Raw genomic sequence first — 19431 nt, forward strand, 5'->3', positions numbered from 1 at the left:
GGCAATCTGTGGGACAGCCCGCACCTGGTGAGGCAGGATTGGGGCGTGACACCCCCTCGGCCGGAAGACCAGTCGCGGCGGTACCCGTGGGAGGACGACGAGTACAAGCCGCGCACCCGGCCGTACCCGACACCGGGACCACCGCCGCCCCCTCCGCCGCACGGTGAGCCGCCACCACCGCCACCGCCCCGGACCCCCTGGAACCAGTCGCGTGACGACCGCGAGTCCGCGCGCTTCACGCCACGGCCGGGCGAGGACAAGCCGACCGTGCCGACGCTGCCGAAGAAGCTCACCGTCACCCGGGTCATGTGGTTCCGGGCCAAGCAGCTCAGCAGCCAGGCGCTGGCCACGTTCCGCAAGGCCGCGCACGCCGACGGCGCCAAGCAGTCCGGCCTGTCGTCGCTGACCTACGCGGTGATGCTGAACTACGCGGCCGACGCGGCGATGGCGGTCGCGCTGGCCAACACCCTGTTCTTCTCCGCCGCCGCGGGCGAGAGCCGCGGCAAGGTCGCGCTCTACCTGCTGATCACGGTGGCGCCGTTCGCGCTGGTCGCGCCGGTCATCGGCCCGGCGCTGGACCGCATCCAGCACGGCAGGCGGGTGGCGTTGGCCGCGTCCTGCGTGCTGCGGATCTTCCTGTCCATCGTGATGGCGCTGAACTTCGACAACTGGGGCCTGTACCCGGCGGCCCTGGGCAGCATGGTGCTGTCCAAGTCGTTCATGGTGCTCAAGGCCGCGATCACACCGCGCGTGCTGCCGCGGGACATCACGCTGTCCAAGACCAACGCCCGGATGACGGTGTTCGGCCTGGTCGCGGGCGGTGTGTTCGGCGCGGTCGCGGCCGGGTTCGCGAACCTGTTCGGCTCGCCCGGCGCGCTGTGGTGCACGGCCGTGCTGTGCCTGGCCAACGCGTACTACTGCCTGCGCATCCCGTCGTGGGTGGAGGTCACCGAGGGCGAGGTGCCCGCGTCGCTGCGGGCGACGCCGAAGCCGAAGCGGCAGCCGTTGGGGCGCACGGTCGTGGTGGCGCTGTGGGGCAACGGTTCGATCCGGATGCTGACCGGGTTCCTGATGCTGTTCGCCGCGTTCGTGGTGCGCGCCCAGACCGAGGGTGACGCGTTCATGCAGTTGCTGCTGCTGGGCGTGATCGCGGCGGCGGCCGGCATCGGCAGCTTCCTCGGCAACGCGGTGGGCGCGCGGCTGCACTTCGGCGCGCCCGACCAGGTGGTCATCGGCTGCCTGATCGCGACGCTGGCGTCGACGGTGCTGGCGGCCGTGCTGTCGGGGCTGGTGACGGCGGCGGTGGTCGGCCTGGTCGGCGCGACCGCGAGTTCGCTGGCCAAGGTGTCGCTGGACGCAGTCATCCAGGACGACGTGCCGGACGAGTCGCGGGCGTCCGCGTTCGGGCGGTCGGAGACGATCCTCCAGCTCGGCTGGGTGTTCGGCGGGACGCTGGGCGTGCTGCTGCCGACCGAGTACTGGGTCGGGTTCACCGTGCTGTCGGTGCTGCTCGCGGTGGGGTTGGCGCAGACGATCCAGACCCGGCGCGGGGCGACGCTGATCCCGGGGCTGGGCGGCGACCGGCCGTTGCGGGCCGCTCCCGTCTTCCCCCGGTAGTGAATCCCTGGCAGGGAATTCCCCGGTAGTGAATTCCGTCGGCGGTGAACTCCCCCGGGAAGGCACCACGTAGGCTCGGCTGCCGTGCGCCGAGTCCTGCTCCCCCTGTTGCTGCTGGTCCTGGTCGGTTGTGCGGCCCCCGTGGACCCCGAGGTGACGTTCTACGCCGACGGGAAGGCGATCAACGTCAAGCCGTCCCAGTACTGCGACCTCCAGTCGGAGAACTGCGAGGTGGACGCCGCCGCCGTCGGCGTGCTGCGGGTGCGTCCGGGCAGGCCGGTGCAGATCTCCGTGCCGGGCGAGCTGGCCGAGACCGCGTGGTCGGTGAAGTTCACCTACCGCAACGGGCGCGGCGAGCCGCAGGAGCCGTTGCGCAGCAAGCTGTTCACCTCACGCGACCCCAAGTACGCGTACACGCTCGTGCTGCCGAACCCCGACGACCAGTTGGAGAGCGTCGAGGTCCAGCAGTACGGCGCGCGCATCGAGACCAGCACCACGGGCGCGTTCGACTTCGTCGCCCGTGGCACCTGGGTGTTGTCCGTGGACGATCGCGGCTGAAATCGCAGCTGACGACGATCGCGGCTGATCTGCGGCTGGTTTACGGGTCGAGCTCCCGCGCCACCGCGCGGACCACGTCGGCGATCAGCTTGGTGTTCTTCCGCTCCGGGTAGCGGCCTCGGCGCAGCTCGGGCTGCACCTTCATCTCCAGCAGCTTGATCATGTCCTCGATCAGGCCGTGCAGCTCCTCCGCCGGCCGGCGGCGGGCCTCCGCGACCGAGGGCGCCGGGTCGATCAGGCGCACCGAGAGCGCCTGTGGACCGCGCCTGCCCTCGGCCATGCCGAACTCGATCCGCTGACCGGCTTTGAGGCCCTCGACACCCGGAGGCAGCGCGGATTTCCGCACGTATACGTCTTCGCCACCGTCCTGTGTGACGAAGCCGAAGCCCTTCTCCGAGTCGTACCACTTGACCTTGCCGGTCGGCACCGCGCTCACCAATCCTTAAGCAATCACACGACGAACGCGCCTTGGGCGTGCCCAAGGCGCGTCCTTCCAGAGTATCCAGAACACCGCCACCGGGGCACCTCCGATCGCGCGACTACGATCAGCCGCATGTCGACCTCGAAGCTGATGCCGCCGGCGGTGGCGTTGTTCGCGCTCGGCGTGGTGGCCATTGTCGCGCTGTTCGTCGCGGGCGAACGCGGCCTCCCCGCCTGGGTGTTCGCCATGGGTTGGCTGCTCGCGCCCGCAGGTCTGGCGCTCGGCGTGTTCAGCGTGGTGAAGGGGTCCCGGCCCCGGCGGTGAGCCGGTCCGCGTTCGCCCGCAGCCAGTCCGGGAACGCGATCAGGTCCGGCAGCACCACGTCCGCGCCCTCTTCGGCCAGCTCTTCCGCGCTGCACGGCCCGCTGACCACAGCGACGGACACCGCCCCGGCGGCCTTCGCGCCCCGCACGTCACCCACGTGGTCGCCCACGTACACCGCCGCGTCGTGCGCCTTCAACGCCTCCGCCTTGCCGGTGGACCACAGCTCGCCGAACAGGTGGTCGACCTCCCAGTCGAACGCGGCCAGGTGCAGCGCCGCGTTGGCCCGGTACTTGCCGGTGACCACGATCGTCGTCCCGCCCAGCTCACGCACCACCGCAAGCGCTTGCGCCGCGCCCGGCAGGGCGACGGTGGCCGGGATGACGACCTCCGGGTACAGCGCGCGGAACCGGGTGATCAGGTCCGGGATGTCGGCCTCGGCCACGCCGAAATCGCGGTAGATCATGTCCAGCGGCGGGCCCAGGTTCGCCGCGAAGTGCGCCCCGTCGAGCGGGTAGCCGCTCTCCGCCGCCACCGCGTCCATCACCGCCGCCATGCCGGGCCGGGGGTCGATCAGGGTCATGTCGAGGTCGAATCCCACGGTCAGCGGCACGAATCGCACTTTAGGGGCTGTGCCAAGCTTTGCGCCGTGACGGAACTCACCCGGGCCCTGCTCGACGCGGCCGCGGAGTTGCTGGCGGCGCACGGCTCCCGCGGCCTGCGGATGGCCGAGGTCGCCGCCAAGGTGGGCGTGAGCAGGCAGACCGTCTACAACGAGTTCGGCAACAAGGAACGGCTCGTGCAGGCCGTGGCGCTGCACAAGACGGCCGAGTTCGTGGACGGCATCCGCGCGCGACTGCTCGACACGCCCGACCCGCTGGAGGGGTTGCGGTTGGGCATCGGGTTCGCGTTCGACCTGGCTGAGGTGGACGTGCTGGTCAAGTCCATCCTCGGCGGGACGAACGCCGAGGACCTGCTGCCGCTGCTGACCACCAGGGGACGGCCGGTGCTGACGCTGGCCACCTCGGTGTTCGTCCAGCACATCCGCCGGCACTGGCCCGCGGTGCCCGACGCCAGGGTGCACCTGATCGCGGAGACGATCGTGCGGGTGGCGTTGAGCCACCTGCTGACGCCGAGCAGCCGGCGGGTCGAGGCGGTGGTGGGTGTGACGGAGGCGCTGTTACGGGGGCCTGACGGTGTCGCGGGGTGACGGCTTCAGACGGGTCTGGTCACGGGTGGTAGCGGCCCGCGACCTCTACGATTTCGCCGTCGTTTGTTGAAGTAGAGCTTCGGCGCGTACGGCGGGGTGATGTCCGCCGAGGACGGCGAGAACACCACCCACCCGTCACACCGAGCAGCACGACGACCACCGCGGCGATCGCGAACTTTCACTTCCCGAGCCGTCTCATCCCGCTAGACCGCCACGTCGGCGTAGGTGAGGCCGACTTGTTCGGCGGCCCTGGTGAGGGTGCGCAGGATCGCCAGCGACTCGGCGTGCGGCATCGACGGGCTCTCCACATCGCCCGCCAGCACCCGGTTCACCACCTCGCGCAGCTGCGGCACGTACCCGGCGCCCTCCTGCTCGTGCCGGTGCTCCACCCCGTTCACGATGATCCGGCTCGGGTTGAAGACGGCTTCCGGCAGCTCGACCAGGCCCTTCGTGCCGTACACGACCGCCCCGGACTTCAGCGGGCTGACCAGCGACGACCCGAGCAGCGCGTGCGCGCCGTCCGGGTAGCCGAGCAGCATGCCGATCTCGGCGTCCACGCCGTCGACCATGGAGCCGTGCGCGGCGACGGTCGCCGGCTCGCCGAGCAGCAGGTGGGCGAACGACACCGGGTAGATGCCCAGGTCGAACAGGGAACCGCCGCCGAGGGTCTTGGCCCACAGCCGGTGCGCCGGGTCGTGTTCGAGGGTGAAGCCGAAGTCGGCGTGGATGGACCGGACGTCGCCGATCTCACCGGCCGCGACCAGCTCGCCCAGCCGCACGATGAGCGGGTTGAAGCGGGTCCAGATGGCCTCCATGAAGAACAGGCCGCTCTCGCGCGCCAGGTCGACCACGTCGTGGAGGTCCGGCAACGTGAGCGTCGCGGGCTTCTCGCACAGCACGTGCTTGCCCGCCTCCAGCGCCGCACGGGTCACCGCGTGGTGCTGGGCGTGCGGCGTCGCGACGTAGACGACGTCCACGTCCGGGTCCGCGAGGAGGTCGGTGTAGTCGCCGTAGGCACGCGGGATCTCGTGCTTGGCCGCGAACGACTCGGCCTTGGGCAGTGCGCGCGAGGACACCGCGAGCACCTCTACGTCGGGCAGCAGGCGGAGGTCACCGGTGACGACGTCGGCGATGCCGCCGGTCGCCACGACACCCCAGCGGAGTTTGTTCGGCACGGGACGGCAGCATAATGGGGGTGATCGGGCAAGATGGGCCTGTGAGGATCATCTTGAACCTGATCTGGCTGGTATTGAGCGGCTTCTGGCTGGCCGTCGGGTACGTGATCGCCGGTGTGGTGTGCTGCGTGCTGATCATCACCATCCCGTGGGGGCTGGCGTCGTTCCGGATCGCGAACTACGCGCTGTGGCCGTTCGGGCGGACGGTCGTGGACCGGCCCGGCGCGGGCGCGCCTTCCTTGCTCGGCAACATCGTGTGGATCGTGGTCGCGGGCATCTGGCTGGCCATCGGGCACGTCGTCACCGGTGTCCTGCTGTGCGTGACGATCATCGGCATTCCGCTGGGCGTGGCCAACTTCAAGTTGGTGCCGGTGTCGTTGATGCCGTTGGGCAAGGAGATCGTCGAGCTGCCCTGAGGTGCGGGTCAGTCGGCCTGGTGCAGGCAGAGGATGTTGCCCTCGCTGTCGTGGAACCAGGCGGCCTTCTCCGAGCCCATGACGGCGATGTGGTTGACCGTCTTCAGGTCGGGCAGGTCGTAGTCGTCGAACCGGACGCCGCGCTGTTCGAGGTCGCGGATCTCGGCGGACACGTCTTCGACCTCGAAGCTGAGCACGGTGTGCTCGGTCTGCGAGCCTTCCTCGGCGGGCATCAGGCCGAGCGCGTCGCCCTTGCCGAGTTCGAACATGAGGGTGCCGTCCTCGGTGCTGCCGAGCGGGGTGAGGCCGAGCTGGTCGGTGTAGAAACGGCGGGCCCGCTCCGGGTCGGACACGGGCAGGATCGTCGTGGTTCTGGTGGCAGTGAGCATGGCTTCCCTCCTTGTGGGTCAAGCCATGCTGCGCCTACTCCAGGTCGTCCGCCAGTCGAACTACCAGGCACGGGCCGCCGCTGTAGAGGCCCGCGTCGATGGCCAGCACCTTGCCGTCGGCGTACCGGAGCGGGCCGTCGATCTCCTCCGGCGGCACGCCGAGTTGGTCGGCGATGACGCTGTGGCCGTGCACCACCTCGCGGCCGCCGAGCACGTCGAGCAGTTCGGCCGCCACGTCCGCGCCGTCGGGACCGCGGAAGGCGTAGCGGGTGGTCATCTTCCGCCAGCACTCCCACCAGTGGTCCAGGTCGTCGCCCTTGAGCACGGTCCGGACGGCCTCGTTGACCTCGTCGATCGTGGCGCCCCACTCCAGGTAGGCCAGGGTGTCGGAGTGCATCAGCAGGTGGCCGTCGACCTCGGTGAGCACCGGGCGGGTGGTCAGCCACTCGATGTGGGCGTCGGTGAGGCGGTCCTGGTCGCTGCGCCGACCGCCGTTGAGCAGCCAGCTGCGGGCGAAGCTGCGCGGGGTGGGCGCACCCGGAACGTTCCGGTCGCCGAATCGGTGCATGCCCAGCAGCAGGACCTCGTGGTTGCCGATGAGGGCGTCCACCCGGCCGCCACCCTGGTCGGCCAGGCTCTGCTCGGCCAGGCGCATCACGAACTCGATCACGCCGATGCCGTCCGGGCCGCGGTCTACGAAGTCGCCGAGGAACCACAGCTCCGCGTCACCGCCGCACCAGTTGCCGTCGGCGTCGACCAGGCCCGAGGTGTGCAGGGCGCGGGTCAGTTCGGCGAGGTGCCCGTGCACGTCGCCAACCACGAAGAGCGGTCGTTCCACAGTTGCGACGATAAGCGACGTAGGGGCGTGGTGCGCAAAAGTCGATCAGAGCGGTGTTCGGCGCCTTGGGCCGCCTGGACGAGGGACTCCCCCGGTGGGGTGAGTGGCTGGTTGGGTTCAGGGCCGGTGGTCTCGTCCGGCTCGATTTGACATGGGGCCCTTACGGGCACCGAAGGGCCCCATGTCAAATCGAGCCTCGTCGGCCCACCCACGGGCCCGTCGGGGGTTGGTGGGGTTGGTGGCCACCCCCGCCGCGAGGTCGACTGCCCAGGCGACCGAGCCGCCGTCTCCGAAGGAGCGGCAATTAAACACGGCAATTAAACAGGGAACGGGTTGGCGGAGTTGCCTACGAGGTCCGCGATGGACTTGACGACGCGCGTCGGGCGGTACGGGTACAGCTCGGCGGTGGAGTCTGCGGAGATGCCGGTGAGGACGAGGATCGTGCGCAGGCCGGCTTCCAGGCCGGAGCGCACGTCGGTGTCCATTCGGTCGCCGATCATCAGGGTGGTCTCCGAGTGGGCGCCCAGGGCGCGCAGCGCCGACCTCATCATCAACGGGTTCGGTTTGCCCACGTAATAAGGGGCGCGGCCGGTGGCGCGTTCGATCAGGGCGGCGATCGAGCCGGTGGCGGGGAGGGAGCCCTCGCGGGAGGGGCCGGTGGCGTCGGGGTTGGTCGCGATGAACTTCGCGCCCTCTTCCACCAGGCGGATCGCCTTGGTGATGGCGGTGAAGCTGTAGGTGCGGGTTTCGCCGAGGACCACGTAGTCCGGGTCGCGGTCGGTCAGTACGTAGCCGATCTCGTGCAGGGCCGTGGTCAGGCCGGCCTCGCCGATGACGAATGCCGAGCCGCCGGGGCGCTGGGAGTCCAGGAACTTCGCGGTGGCGAGCGCGGAGGTCCAGATGGCGGCCTCCGGCACGTCCAGGCCTGTGCGGACGAGGCGGGCGCGCAGGTCGCGCTGGGTGTAGATGGAGTTGTTCGTGAGCACCATGAACGGGATGGCGTTCGCGGTCAGCTCGGCGACGAACTCGCTCGCCCCCGGGATGGGGTGCTCCTCGTGCACGAGCACGCCGTCCATGTCCATCAGGTAGTTCCACTGAGCGGCCATGGCCGACATGCTGCCGGCTCAGGCCTCGATCACGCGCCGGCGGAACGTTTCGATGAGGGTCTGGTTGTAGCGTTCCAGCACGTCACGCTCCTCGGGGGTGAAGCGCGACAGCACCTCGCGCAGCGTCTCCTCGGCGCCGACGAACAGGTGCGCGAACTTGCCCTCGTCCTCGATGGTGACCTCGACCAACACCTTCCGCCGGTCGTGCGGGTCGCGCACCCGCCGCACGTAGCCGGCCCGCTCCAGCCGGTCGATCACGCCGGTCACCGCGCCCGTGGACAGGCCGGACAGTTCGGCGATCCGACCGGCGGTGATCGGGCCGTCCGCGCGCACCGCCAGGTCCAGGCACTTCTCGTCGGTCGGCGACAGGCCCATCTGCTCGGCCACCCGGCTGTGGAACAGGACGGTGAGCGCGCTGGTCTCCCGGGCGTAGAGGCTGAACCGCTCCAGCACGTCGGTGGGCACCTCGTGCTCACTGGTCATGTCCAGCAATTTAGCGTTCGAGGGATCGGGGTTGGCATCCTCGTCCACTTGGGCGGTGGCCGCCGTCCGTGTTTTGCGTGAGCACCCACAAGTGTGAGCCGATTACCCTGGTAGGGGTGACAGCTGTCGAGTTGGGCCTACCCGTCGTGCGCGGCAACCCCGACGTCTCCGAACGTCCGGACTCACCGCTGCTGGTGGACCGGTTCGGCCGGATCGCCACCGATCTGCGCGTGTCGTTGACCGATCGATGCAACCTGCGCTGTACCTATTGCATGCCGGCGGAGGGCCTGGACTGGCTGCCGAAGCCGGACCTGCTCAGTGACGACGAGCTGACCAGGCTCATCGGCATCGCGGTGACCAGGCTGGGGGTGACGGACATCCGGTTCACGGGGGGCGAGCCGCTGTTGCGGCCCGGGCTGGACGACGTGATCGCGGCGACGGCGGCGTTGGAGCCGCGACCGCGCATCTCGATGACCACGAACGGGTTGACTTTGGCGAAGCGGGCGGCCGGGTTGGTGGCCGCGGGCCTCGACCGGGTGAACGTCTCGTTGGACACCCTGGATCCGAAGCGGTTCTACGAGCTGACTCGGCGGAACCGGCTGTCGGACGTGTTCGCGGGCCTGGCGGCGGCGCGTGAGGCCGGGTTGACGCCGGTCAAGGTGAACACGGTGCTGATGCGCGGGGTGAACGAGGACGAGGCGGTGGCGCTGCTGCGGCACTGCCTGGAGCACGGCTACCAGCTGCGGTTCATCGAGCAGATGCCGCTGGACCCGCAGCACGGCTGGAACCGGGACGACATGGTGACCGCCGAGGAGATCCTGGCCTCCCTGCGCACCGAGTTCACGCTGACGCCCGAGCCGGGCGAGCGGGGCGGGGCGCCCGCCGAGCGGTGGCTGGTGGACGGCGGTCCGGCCGTGGTGGGCGTGATCGCGTCGGTGACGCGGCCGTTCTGCGCGGCGTGCGACCGGACCCGGCTCACCGCGGACGGCCAGGTGCGGAACTGCCTGTTCAGCCAGTCGGAGACGGATTTGAGGGCCTTGCTGCGCGGTGGGGCGTCGGACGAGGAGATCGCCGAGCGGTGGCGTGGCAACTCGTGGGCCAAGGCGGCCGGGCACGGCATCAACTCGGCCGGGTTCAGCCAGCCGGACCGGCCCATGAGCGCGATCGGAGGGTGAGTTGCGGCTGACGGTGCGGTACTTCGCGGGCGCGCGTGCGGCGGCGGGGGTGACCGACGAGAGCTTCGAGCTGTCGGGTGACGCGGCCACGGTGGCGTCCGCGATCGAGGCGGTCCGGGCGCGGCACGGGGACCGGTTGGCGCGGGTGCTGCCGGCGTGCAGCTTCCTGCTCGACGGGGTGGCGGTCAGGAACCACGACACGACGCTGGTGTCCGCCGGGGCGCAACTGGACGTGTTGCCGCCTTTCGCCGGGGGATGAAGTTGCTCTACACGTAAGGCTCAGCACGTGAGGTAGACCTCACCGACGGTGACTGATATCGGTGGATCTCAGAACGGAAACAGACCGATAACGGTGCCCTGACCTGGCTAAACGCGAGGGTCGAAGTGTCACCCGCCCGCGTTACAGTGATGTGCGTCACATGCGAGATCGTTTGGCGGGAAGCGCTCGGTTACGTACCGTCGCTCTTCGGTTGGCCCCGACCGACCAAGAGCACCACCCGGGACGTCTCGCACCGAACCTGTCCACCGGCGTCCCGGTAACACCCCCCGAGCGAAAGACAACCGCCGGACAGGGACGAAGCTGGGTGACGTACCGGGCCCGAACCCGAGTCACCTGGGCAGGTGCGGGTGGCAGAGAGGGAAATGGCTTCTTACCGAGGCAAGCACCGTCCGACCACCAGTGCCACCGCCAGGCGCATCGCGAAGGTCGCCGTAGCAGGCGTCATCGTCGGCGTGCCGATGGCCATGGCCGCCGGCACCGCCGGCGCGCAGGGCTCCGGCGTCAACTGGGACGCGGTCGCCGCGTGCGAGAGTGGTGGCAACTGGGCCATCAACACCGGCAACGGCTACTACGGCGGCTTGCAGTTCCTGCCGTCCACATGGCGCGCCAACGGTGGTTCCGGAATGCCCCACCAGGCTTCCCGCGAGGAGCAGATCCGCGTGGCCGAGAACGTGCTGCGCTCCCAGGGCATCGGCGCCTGGCCGTCCTGTGGCCCCCGTGGCCTCAACGGCGCGCCCGCCCCGGCGAGGACTGCTCCGGCGCCCGCCCAGCCGCGCCAGGCCGCCCCGGCCCCGAAGGCCGCGCCGGTCCAGCAGGCGCCCGCTCCGGTGATCCTGGCGCTGCCGTCGACCAACCCGAACGGCGACTACGAGATCAAGGCGGGCGACAGCCTGTCCAAGATCGCGGAGGAGCTGAAGGTCGAAGGCGGTTGGGCCAAGCTGCACGAGCTCAACAAGGAGTTCATCCCGAACCCCGACCTCATCCTGCCGGGTCAGAAGATCGCCACCAAGTGACCCGCCGCCGGCGTGAGCCGGCGTGCGACGGGACAGGGACCTCGGACCGCCCCCCTCGGCGGTCCGGGGTCCCCGATCCGTTTCAGGGCATGTTGACCCACTCGTCGGTGCCGTCGGTGAAGACCTGCCGCTTCCACACCGGCAGCCGCCGCTTCACCTCGTCGACGAGTTCCGAGCACACCGCGAACGCCTCGCCCCGGTGCTCGGCGGACACCGCGCAGGCCAGCGCCACGTCACCGATCGCCAGCGGCCCGACCCGGTGCGACACGGCGACGGCGCGCACGCCGTCGAACCGGCCCACCACGTCCGCCACCACCTCGGCCACCACCGCGCCGGCCGTCGGGTGCCCGACGTACTCCAGTTCGCGCACCGAACGCCCGTGGTCGTGGTCGCGGACCACCCCGGCGAACGTCACCACCGCGCCCGCCGCCGCGTGCTCCACGAGTTTGGCGTGCTCCTCCACCGACAGCGGTTGATCGCTGACGGTCGCGCGCAGGACCTCGGTCATGCGTGGTCACCTCCGGACACCTGGTCGACGGCGTGCTCCAGCAAGGTCGCGAGCACGTCCAGCCCGTCGCGCACCCCGCCGGTCGAGCCGGGCAGGTTCACCACGAGCGTGCGGCCCGCGACACCCGCCACCCCGCGCGACAGCACGGCGGTGGGCACGCGTGGCCAGCCTGACATGCGGATGGCGTCGGCCACACCCGGCACCTCGAAGTCGAGCACCGAACGCGTCGCCTCCGGGGTGCGGTCGGTCGGGCTGATGCCGGTGCCCCCGGTCGTGATGACCACGGCGACACCGTCCGCGACAGCGGCCCGCAGCGCCTCGGCCACCGGCTCACCGTCCGGCACCACCACCGGGTCCGGCACGTCGTAGGACCGCTCCCGCAGCCATTGCGCCACGATCGGCCCGCCGCGGTCGGCGTACACGCCCGCGGACGCCCGGTTCGACGCGGTGATCACCCGAGCGGTCCTCACGGGCGCACCCACAGGCCGGTCTTGCCGCCCTCCTTGCGCTCGACCCGCACCGCGTCCAGGGACGCCGCCGGGTCGATCGCCTTCACCATGTCGTGCAGCGTCAGCCCGGCCACCGACACGGCCGTCAACGCCTCCATCTCCACACCCGTGCGGTCGGTGGTGCGGACGGTCGCGGTGATGCGCACTTCACGTTCGCCCAGCTCAAGGCCCACCTTCACGCCCGACAGCGAGATCGGGTGGCACAGCGGCACCAGTTCCCAGGTCCGCTTGGCCGCCATGATCCCGGCGATCCGGGCCGTGGCCAGCGCGTCGCCCTTCGGCAGCCCGTCGCGGGCCAGCAACGCCACCACCTCGTCCGTCGTGCGCAGCACACCGGAGGCGATCGCGGTCCGCGTGGTCGGCTCCTTGTCGGACACGTCGACCATGCGGGCCGCGCCGCCGGAGTCCAGGTGGGTGAACTGAGTCATAGAGCGATGCTAAGCCCGGCCCACTCGCGAGGTCGCGTCGGTCGTTCGAGCCGCCGTCTGCGGAGCAGCGGCAATTTACACAGTGGCGGCCTTGCGGACGGCTTCGGCGACCGCCGGCGCGACCGAGGAGTCGAAGACGCTGGGGACGATGAACGACGCGTTGAGGCGGTCGCCGTCGACCACGTCGGCGATCGCCATGGCGGCGGCGATCAGCATCGAGTCGGTGATGGTGCGGGCGTGCGCGTCGAGCAGGCCGCGGAACACGCCGGGGAACGCCAGCACGTTGTTGATCTGGTTCGGGAAGTCGCTGCGCCCGGTGGCCACGACGGCGGCGTGCTTCTGCGCCTCCATCGGGTCGATCTCGGGGTCCGGGTTGGCCAGCGCGAACACGATGGCGTCGCTGTTCATCGTGGCGACCTGGTCGGCGCCGAACAGGTTGGGCGCGGACACGCCGATGAAGACGTCCGCGCCGACCAGCGCGTCGTGCAGTCGGCCGCTGACGTTGTCCTTGTTGGTGGACGCCGCGATGGACTTAAGGTTGTCGTCCAACCCGGGCCGGTCGCGGTGCACGATGCCGTCGACGTCGACCGCGACGATGTCGCCCGGGTCCTGCTTGAGCAGCAGTCGGATGATCGCCGAACCGGCCGCGCCGACACCGCAGACCACGAGCTTCGAGTCGGAGATCTTCTTGCCGACCACGCGCAACGCGTTGCGCAGCGCGGCCACCACCACGATCGCGGTGCCGTGCTGGTCGTCGTGGAAGACGGGGATGTCCAGCTTCTCCCGCAGCCGCGCCTCGATCTCGAAGCAGCGGGGCGCGGCGATGTCCTCCAGGTTGATGCCGCCGTAGACCGGGGCGATCAGCTCGACCGCGCGGATGATCTCCTCGGTGTCCTGGGTGTCCAGGCACACCGGCCAGGCGTCGACGCCGGCGAACTTCTTGAACAGCGCGGCCTTGCCCTCCATCACCGGCAGCGCGGCGGCGGGGCCGATGTTGCCCAGGCCGAGCACCGCCGAGCCGTCGGTGACCACGGCGACGGTGTTGCGCTTGATGGTGAGCCGGCGCGCGTCGTCCGGGTTCTCCGCGATGGCCATGCAGACGCGGGCGACGCCGGGCGTGTAGGCGCGGGAGAGGTCGTCGCGGTTGCGCAGCGGCACCTTGGACGAGATCTCGATCTTGCCGCCGAGGTGGACCAGGAACGTCCGGTCGGACACCTTGCGGACCACGATCCCGGGCAGCAGCTCCAGGGTGTCGGTGATGTCCTTGGCGTGGTTGGCCGACAGCGCGTTGCAGGTGAGGTCGATGATCACGCGATCGGTGTGCGACTCGACGACGTCGAACGCGGTGATCACGCCACCGGCCCGCCCGACCGCGGAGGTCAGGTCGCCGGCGGCCGACGCCGATGGCGGGGCCTCCAGCCGGACGGTGATCGAGTAACCAGGGCCGGGGACCGGCATCGAACCTCCCAGAACGGCACAGCTCAAGCAGGAGTCGAGACTAGACCGCGCGGGAATACGGAACGCGCGCGGCTCGACGGCCGCGCGCGTCCTGGACTAGCGGTTGATCTCGGTCACGGGGTGGTGGTAGCCCAGCTCCTCGACGGGGAGCGGGAAGGTGACCTTGCCGAACGGGGACAGAGCGCCCTGCACGTCGCTGGCCAGCTCGGACACCGCGTACTTACCGTCGGCCGGCGGCTCCGGCCAGTGCGGGTCGATGCGCTCGGGGCGGGCCTTGGCCACGGTTCCTCCTCGTTGGTTCCTGCGTCGGGACAAGTGTGCCTCATCTGCACCGGTGGCGATCGGGGGTGCTCGGCGCGGAAACGGAGAGCCACGTCACCGACGTGATCCTTATCGTTGTGGCGGTGAGCACTCAGGCGGCGCTGATCAACGTGGTGGACATCGAGGCAACGTGCTGGGAGGGCGATCCGCCGCCCGGTCAGGTGAGCGAGATCGTCGAGATCGGCCTGACGACGGTAGACCTGGCGGCGGGCGAGCGGACCGGCCGCCACCGCATCCTCGTCCGGCCGCAGCGGTCCACGGTCAGCCCGTTCTGCACGCAACTGACCGGCCTGACGCAGGCGGAAGTCGACACGGGCGTGGACTTCGCCGAGGCGTGCAGATTGTTGGCGGTCGAGCACGAGGCCGGCGTGCGCCCGTGGGCGAGCTGGGGCGACTACGACCGCAAGCAGTTCACGCGCCAGTGCCAGGCGACCGGGGTGCGGTACCCGTTCGGCCAGCGGCACTGGAACGCCAAGCTGGTGTTCACCCAGGCGCACGGGCTCCGCAAACGGCCGGGAATGGCGCAGGCCCTGGAGATCGCCGCCCTGCCGTTGGAAGGCAGGCACCACCGCGGCGAGGACGACGCCTGGAACATCGCCGCCCTGATCCTCCACCTGACCGCCCGCAACGCCTGGCCGACCGACCCCACCACCCCGCCCGACGCCTACGCGTGAGGCCCTGAGCGCCCGATCGCCCTGGCTGCGCAAGGGTCCCCGCCCAGGGGAACCCCTGATCTTGATCCTGCCAGAGGGGACCGACAGTTTCCGGTGGTCAGGCCGCGCCTGTGGACAACTCTCCCGCCGCGGAACGCCGGTCAGGAAGCGGCAGGTCCCCGGAACGAGCGGCGGTAGGCATCAGGGGGCCGTGACCGGGTTCGACGCGCAGCCGTCGGCGGAGGTTCGTGGGGATGCACAGGCCCGAACGCTCGGCAAGGGCTCACGGCAGGGCTTGCAGCCGGCGTTCGCAGGGGCAGGTTTCAGGGGCTGGTCAGCTCCGACCCGGTGGTCGACATATACCGTGGTGGGGATGTCCGGCACCACCCTCGCCGAGTGGCTGCGGGCGCAGGACGACACCGCGCTCGTGGCTCTGCTGCGCGCTCGGCCGGATCTTGCGACGCCCCCACCGGCGGACACGACGGTGCTCGCCACCCGTATCGGGTCGCGGGCGTCTGTGGCGCGGGCGTGTGAAGACCTCGACACGTTGACGCTGACGGCTCTCGAAGCGCTGCTCGTGCTGGACGCCGACCTGACCCCGGTCACCAAGGCGGCCGTGCAGGAGCTGTTCGGCAAGACCGACATCGGGCCGGTCCTCGACACGCTTCGCTCGCGCGCGCTGCTGTGGGGCGACGACGACGCGATCTCCACCCCGCCCGCCAGTCGGGACGCGGTCAACCCGTTCCCCTGCGGCCTGGGCCGCTCGGTGCCGCGCCTTGCCGACGCCGATCTGACCGCACTGGAGCCGGACGAACTGCGCGTCCTGCAGACCCTCGCCGCCGGACCGCCGGTCGGGCAGACCAAGGACGCCGCGCACGTCGTCTCCTTCGCCAACGCCAAGACGCCGATCCAGAAGCTGCTCGCCCGTGGCCTGCTGGTCCGCCGTGACGCGCTGACCGTCGAACTGCCCCGCGAGATCGGCCTCAAAGTCCGGGGTGATCGGCCCCTCGGTTCCATCCAGACCACCGAACCGCCGCTCACCACGTTCCGCCGCGACCTGTCGGACGTCGACCACACCGGTGGCGGTGAGGCGTTGGAGCTGTCCCGGCACGTGGAGACGCTGCTCAAGAGCTGGTCGGAGGATCCGCCGGCGGTGCTGCGGTCGGGTGGCGTCGGTGTCCGGGAGCTGCGCAAGCTCGCCAAGGACCTCGACGTGGACGAACGCCGGGCCGCGCTGCTGGTCGAGCTGGTGGTGAACGCGGGCCTGGTCGCCGACACCGAGGGCGTCGAGCCCGAGTGGGTGCCGACCACGCAGACCGACACCTGGATGGTGGCCGCGCCCGAACACCGGTGGGCGACGCTGGCCCAGGCGTGGCTCGACCTGCCCCGCCTGCCCGGCCTGATCGGGCAACGCGACGACCGCGACCGCCTGCTCAACCCCCTCGCCCCGGAGCTGAACCGGCCGGGCGCGCCCAGGGACCGCAAGCGCATCCTCGAAGCCCTGGCCGCGCTGGCGCCGGGCACCGCCGTGACCGACCCGGACGAGCTGGCCGCCGTGCTGGCCTGGCGGGCGCCCAGGCGCGGCGGACGGCTGCGCGACGAGCTGGTGCGCTGGACCGTGGACGAGGGCACGCAGGTCGGTGTCCTGGCGCACAACGCGATCACCGCCCAGGGCCGCACGCTGCTCACCGAGGGCCCGGCCGCCGCCGCGAAACGGCTCGGCGACGCGCTGCCGGCCCCGGTCGACCACGTGCTGGTGCAGGCCGACCTGACGGTCGTCGCGCCCGGCCGGCTGGATCCGGAGCTGGCCGACGAGATCGCGCTGGTGGCGGACGTGGAGTCGGCGGGCAGCGCCACCGTCTACCGGGTGCGCGAGGGCTCGGTGCGGCGCGCGTTCGACGCCGGCAAGAGCGCCGCCGACCTGCACGAGCTGTTCCGGGCCCGGTCGCGCACGCCGGTGCCGCAGTCGCTGACGTACCTGATCGACGACGCGGCCCGCAAGCACGGCCGGCTGCGGGGTGGCGCCGCCGGGTCGTTCCTGCGCTGTGACGACCCGGTGCTGATCACCGAGGTGCTGTCGCACGCGGCGGCGGAGCGGCTGGCGTTGCGCAAGATCGCGCCGACCGTGGTGGTGAGCCCGTTGCCGCTGGCCGAGGTGCTGGACGGGTTGCGCGCGGCCGGGTTCGCGCCTGCCGCCGAGGGCCCGGACGGGCATGTGCTGGACCTGCGGGCCAGTGGCCGCCGGATCGCCGGGAAGGGCCGCCGCCGGCCGGTCCAGCCGACCACGCCGTCCGACGAGCAGTTGGGCGAGCTGGTGCGCCTGGTGCGGGCGGGCGACCGGGCGGCGACGACCACGGGCGGTGCGCGGGTCTCGGTTCCGGGTCACCTGGGCGCGGGCCCGTCGGCCACGCTCGCCCTGCTGCAACGGGCGGCCAGGGACGGCCGCAGTGTCCTGGTCGACTTCGTGGACAGCCACGGCACCGCCGCCCGCCGCGTCATCACTCCGCACGTCGTGGGCGGTGGCGTGCTGGAAGGCGTGGACGTCAGCTACGGCGAGGTGCGCCGCTTCCCGCTGCACCGCATCACCTCCGCGGCCCTCGTCGAGGACGACCGCGCGTAATCCCCCGTCGGGGATCGCCGTCCACCCGTTGGTGACGACCTGGCGTCTTAGCGTCGATCGGTGGCGTCATTCCGACGCCTCCCACGACGAAGGAGGACCCACATGACGATCATCCGCAAGGAAGCACTGATCGGTGTCGGCGCGGTGATGGCGGCGATGCTGGGTATGGGCAGCGCGCAGGCCGCCCCGGCCTCAGTCGATGACACCAACGCGACCGTTGCGCAGCAGCAGAAGCGCGGTGGCTGGGATGACGACAACCACTGGGGCCACCACTGGGACTGGGGCCACCACTGGGACTGGGGCCACCACTGGAACTGCCACCACCATTGGGGCCACGACTGGGATCGCCGTGGCGGCTGGGACGACGATCACCACCACCACTGTGACCACCACCACGGCGACAACTGGCGGATCTGGAATTCCGCCGTCGTCATCGTGGACTGACCGCTGAACGGCCGGGTGAACCCCACCGGGTCCGGGCACGCCGAAGGGCGGCCTCCCCACCGGGAGACCGCCCTTCGGCCCGTAAAAGTCAGCTCACGCGCTGATCGACCCGCGAGCCGATCAGCCCGCGCGGACCGACATCCATTGGCGCATGGCGTGCTCGACCAGCGTGATCAACGTCTGCTTGGTCGACTGCCGGTTGCGCGCGTCGCAAGTCACTATCGGGACCGACTGGTCGATCGTGAGCGCTTCGCGGACGTCCTCGATGCGGTGGTGCAGCAGGCCGTCGAAGCAGTTGACACCCACGACGTACGGCAGCTGCCGGTCGTCGAAGAAGTCGATCGACGCGAACGCGTCGGCCAATCGGCGGGTGTCCACCAGCACGATCGCGCCGATGGCGCCCCGTACCAAGTCGTCCCACATGAACCAGAACCTGTGCTGACCCGGTGTACCGAACAGGTACAGGATCAGGTCCTGGTCCAGCGACACCCGGCCGAAGTCCATGGCCACCGTGGTCGTGACCTTGTTCGGCGTGGCCGAGAGGTCGTCGACCCCGGCACTGGCCTCGGTCATCACCGCTTCGGTGGTCAGCGGAACGATCTCCGACACGGAACCGACGAACGTAGTCTTGCCCACGCCGAAGCCACCGGCCACCACGATCTTCGCGGAGGTCGTCGGCTTCTTGGCGCCTTCGGCGGCCGCGTTGGGGCTAGAGCCTGCGAAGCCCACTGAGCACCCTCTCAAGGAATTCAATGGACGGCCGGTCCCCCACGACCAAGCCACCCTGGTGAATCAAAACCAAACCCATACTCGCCATATCGCCGATCAACACCCGCACCACACCCAGCGGGAGCCGGAGGTGAGCGGCGACTTCGGCCACCGACCTGGTGTCGGTGCACAACCCGCAGATCGAACGGTGCTCCGGGAGCACCGCCGCGTCGCGTTCGAGACCGCGTTCGCTGGTGGACACCAGCGCCTCGATCGCGAGGTCGTAATCGGGCCGGGTGCGGCCACCGGTCCGGGTGTACGGGCGGACCAGCGAACCGGATTCCGCCGCCGGGTTCTCCTCGCGCCGCACGACCGGCTGCGGACCGGTCGTGTAGGGCACCTGTTCCGGCACGCTTTCGGGCAGGTTGTGGGCACCGAACAGATCGGCCCCGGGTCCACCGAACAGCCCGCTGCCGTACCCGTCGATGTCGAACCGGTTGGGAACGTCGTCGTAGTCGTACGACGAGTCGTCAACCTCACGCTGAGACATATCGTCTTGCCCCTGCCCTGTGCCTTCGACTCGTGGTGCCGGCGACCGCTCCGCCCGGCGGCCCGACCACGAGTTGGGTGCGTCCTCGGCTTCCTCGTCCTGCGCGGGGTCGGCATCCGGCTCATCGAATTGGAAGCCACCGACCGCCCACTCCTGGTAGTTGAAGTTTCTACCGAAGCGTCGGCCGCCGGCGCCAGATCGTTCAGCCATTTACCTTCACCCCCACGATC

Annotated in this window: 25 protein-coding genes; 11 read left to right on the top strand and 14 right to left on the bottom strand. The window is 70.4% G+C overall.

Annotation, left to right across the window (positions count from 1 at the left end; translation table 11 throughout):
- Positions 1–45 precede the first annotated feature (45 nt).
- Positions 46–1617, top strand: a complete 1572-nt coding sequence (locus tag ALI22I_RS12300; RefSeq protein ID WP_077005595.1) for an MFS transporter — start codon at positions 46–48, stop codon at positions 1615–1617.
- Between the two features lie 84 nt (positions 1618–1701).
- Complete coding sequence (locus ALI22I_RS12305; protein ID WP_077005596.1) at positions 1702–2175, top strand: DUF2771 family protein; 474 nt, start codon at positions 1702–1704, stop codon at positions 2173–2175.
- Between the two features lie 40 nt (positions 2176–2215).
- On the opposite strand, the gene ALI22I_RS12310 is transcribed toward ALI22I_RS12305, so the two are convergent.
- A complete protein-coding gene (locus ALI22I_RS12310) occupies positions 2216–2602 on the bottom strand; it encodes a cold-shock protein (protein WP_077005654.1) in 387 nt (128 codons plus the stop codon).
- 126 nt (positions 2603–2728) lie between these two features.
- Here ALI22I_RS12310 and ALI22I_RS12315 point away from each other — a divergent pair, with 126 nt between their 5' ends.
- Complete coding sequence (locus tag ALI22I_RS12315) at positions 2729–2920, top strand: hypothetical protein (RefSeq protein ID WP_077005597.1); 192 nt, start codon at positions 2729–2731, stop codon at positions 2918–2920.
- On the opposite strand, the gene ALI22I_RS12320 is transcribed toward ALI22I_RS12315, so the two are convergent.
- Positions 2886–3530, bottom strand: a complete 645-nt coding sequence (locus ALI22I_RS12320; RefSeq protein WP_077005655.1) for an HAD family hydrolase — start codon at positions 3528–3530, stop codon at positions 2886–2888. The genes ALI22I_RS12315 and ALI22I_RS12320 overlap by 35 nt on opposite strands.
- A 36-nt stretch (positions 3531–3566) precedes the next feature.
- On the opposite strand from ALI22I_RS12320, the gene ALI22I_RS12325 reads away from it, so the two are divergent.
- Positions 3567–4127 carry a TetR family transcriptional regulator gene (locus ALI22I_RS12325; protein ID WP_077005598.1) on the top strand — a complete coding sequence of 187 codons (561 nt, stop codon included), beginning with the start codon at positions 3567–3569 and terminating at the stop codon, positions 4125–4127.
- 203 nt (positions 4128–4330) lie between these two features.
- Here the strand turns inward: ALI22I_RS12325 and ALI22I_RS12330 are convergent, their stop codons facing one another.
- Positions 4331–5302 (bottom strand): Gfo/Idh/MocA family protein, encoded by a 972-nt coding sequence (locus ALI22I_RS12330; RefSeq protein ID WP_077005599.1) that lies wholly within the window; start codon positions 5300–5302, stop codon positions 4331–4333.
- A gap of 41 nt (positions 5303–5343) precedes the next feature.
- Here ALI22I_RS12330 and ALI22I_RS12335 point away from each other — a divergent pair, with 41 nt between their 5' ends.
- Positions 5344–5718: a YccF domain-containing protein gene (locus ALI22I_RS12335; protein ID WP_077005600.1), complete on the top strand. Its 375-nt coding sequence runs from the start codon at positions 5344–5346 to the stop codon at positions 5716–5718.
- Positions 5719–5726: 8 nt separating this feature from the next.
- On the opposite strand, the gene ALI22I_RS12340 is transcribed toward ALI22I_RS12335, so the two are convergent.
- The 4 genes from ALI22I_RS12340 to ALI22I_RS12355 all read right to left on the bottom strand — a co-directional run bounded on the left by ALI22I_RS12340 (position 5727) and on the right by ALI22I_RS12355 (position 8534).
- The gene (locus ALI22I_RS12340) at positions 5727–6107 is read right to left on the bottom strand and encodes a VOC family protein (RefSeq protein WP_077005601.1); all 381 of its coding nucleotides are present in this window, start codon (positions 6105–6107) and stop codon (positions 5727–5729) included.
- Positions 6108–6141: 34 nt separating this feature from the next.
- The gene (locus tag ALI22I_RS12345; protein WP_077005602.1) at positions 6142–6945 is read right to left on the bottom strand and encodes a metallophosphoesterase; all 804 of its coding nucleotides are present in this window, start codon (positions 6943–6945) and stop codon (positions 6142–6144) included.
- Between the two features lie 317 nt (positions 6946–7262).
- Complete coding sequence (locus tag ALI22I_RS12350; protein ID WP_077005656.1) at positions 7263–8051, bottom strand: HAD-IIA family hydrolase; 789 nt, start codon at positions 8049–8051, stop codon at positions 7263–7265.
- Between the two features lie 18 nt (positions 8052–8069).
- A complete protein-coding gene (locus tag ALI22I_RS12355) occupies positions 8070–8534 on the bottom strand; it encodes a MarR family winged helix-turn-helix transcriptional regulator (RefSeq protein WP_077005657.1) in 465 nt (154 codons plus the stop codon).
- A 116-nt stretch (positions 8535–8650) separates the two neighbouring features.
- Here ALI22I_RS12355 and moaA point away from each other — a divergent pair, with 116 nt between their 5' ends.
- The 3 genes from moaA to ALI22I_RS12370 all read left to right on the top strand — a co-directional run bounded on the left by moaA (position 8651) and on the right by ALI22I_RS12370 (position 11002).
- On the top strand, positions 8651–9709 hold the full coding sequence (gene moaA / locus ALI22I_RS12360) for a GTP 3',8-cyclase MoaA (RefSeq protein WP_077005603.1): 1059 nt from the start codon (positions 8651–8653) through the stop codon (positions 9707–9709).
- A gap of 1 nt (position 9710) precedes the next feature.
- Positions 9711–9968 carry a MoaD/ThiS family protein gene (locus tag ALI22I_RS12365; RefSeq protein ID WP_077005604.1) on the top strand — a complete coding sequence of 86 codons (258 nt, stop codon included), beginning with the start codon at positions 9711–9713 and terminating at the stop codon, positions 9966–9968.
- A 383-nt stretch (positions 9969–10351) separates the two neighbouring features.
- Positions 10352–11002, top strand: a complete 651-nt coding sequence (locus tag ALI22I_RS12370) for a transglycosylase family protein (protein WP_077005605.1) — start codon at positions 10352–10354, stop codon at positions 11000–11002.
- A gap of 82 nt (positions 11003–11084) precedes the next feature.
- On the opposite strand, the gene ALI22I_RS12375 is transcribed toward ALI22I_RS12370, so the two are convergent.
- The 5 genes from ALI22I_RS12375 to ALI22I_RS12395 form a co-directional block, all read right to left on the bottom strand.
- Positions 11085–11510 (bottom strand): molybdenum cofactor biosynthesis protein MoaE, encoded by a 426-nt coding sequence (locus ALI22I_RS12375; RefSeq protein ID WP_077005606.1) that lies wholly within the window; start codon positions 11508–11510, stop codon positions 11085–11087.
- Positions 11507–11980 carry a MogA/MoaB family molybdenum cofactor biosynthesis protein gene (locus tag ALI22I_RS12380; protein ID WP_238598321.1) on the bottom strand — a complete coding sequence of 158 codons (474 nt, stop codon included), beginning with the start codon at positions 11978–11980 and terminating at the stop codon, positions 11507–11509. Before ALI22I_RS12380 ends, ALI22I_RS12375 begins: the two co-directional genes overlap by 4 nt.
- Entirely contained in the window at positions 11977–12447 is a 471-nt protein-coding gene (gene moaC, locus ALI22I_RS12385) for a cyclic pyranopterin monophosphate synthase MoaC (protein WP_077005608.1), read from the bottom strand. The genes ALI22I_RS12380 and moaC overlap by 4 nt, the downstream gene beginning before the upstream one ends.
- 75 nt (positions 12448–12522) lie before the next feature.
- Complete coding sequence (locus tag ALI22I_RS12390; RefSeq protein WP_077005609.1) at positions 12523–13905, bottom strand: NAD-dependent malic enzyme; 1383 nt, start codon at positions 13903–13905, stop codon at positions 12523–12525.
- 96 nt (positions 13906–14001) lie between these two features.
- On the bottom strand, positions 14002–14187 hold the full coding sequence (locus tag ALI22I_RS12395; protein ID WP_077005610.1) for a hypothetical protein: 186 nt from the start codon (positions 14185–14187) through the stop codon (positions 14002–14004).
- A gap of 122 nt (positions 14188–14309) precedes the next feature.
- Between ALI22I_RS12395 and ALI22I_RS12400 the strand changes: the two genes are divergently transcribed.
- The 3 genes from ALI22I_RS12400 to ALI22I_RS12410 all read left to right on the top strand — a co-directional run bounded on the left by ALI22I_RS12400 (position 14310) and on the right by ALI22I_RS12410 (position 17943).
- Positions 14310–14900, top strand: coding sequence for a 3'-5' exonuclease (locus tag ALI22I_RS12400; RefSeq protein ID WP_179118206.1), 591 nt, complete (start codon positions 14310–14312; stop codon positions 14898–14900).
- Between the two features lie 352 nt (positions 14901–15252).
- The gene (locus ALI22I_RS12405; protein ID WP_077005611.1) at positions 15253–17499 is read left to right on the top strand and encodes a helicase-associated domain-containing protein; all 2247 of its coding nucleotides are present in this window, start codon (positions 15253–15255) and stop codon (positions 17497–17499) included.
- 102 nt (positions 17500–17601) lie between these two features.
- Positions 17602–17943, top strand: a complete 342-nt coding sequence (locus ALI22I_RS12410; protein ID WP_077005612.1) for a hypothetical protein — start codon at positions 17602–17604, stop codon at positions 17941–17943.
- Positions 17944–18063: 120 nt separating this feature from the next.
- Here ALI22I_RS12410 and ALI22I_RS12415 read toward each other — a convergent pair whose 3' ends face one another.
- Complete coding sequence (locus ALI22I_RS12415; protein WP_077005613.1) at positions 18064–18672, bottom strand: GTP-binding protein; 609 nt, start codon at positions 18670–18672, stop codon at positions 18064–18066.
- Positions 18653–19411 (bottom strand): DUF742 domain-containing protein, encoded by a 759-nt coding sequence (locus ALI22I_RS12420; RefSeq protein ID WP_077005614.1) that lies wholly within the window; start codon positions 19409–19411, stop codon positions 18653–18655. The genes ALI22I_RS12415 and ALI22I_RS12420 overlap by 20 nt, the downstream gene beginning before the upstream one ends.
- Positions 19412–19431 lie beyond the last annotated feature (20 nt).

The organism is Saccharothrix sp. ALI-22-I (assembly GCF_001984175.1).
Lineage (GTDB): Bacteria > Actinomycetota > Actinomycetes > Mycobacteriales > Pseudonocardiaceae > Actinosynnema.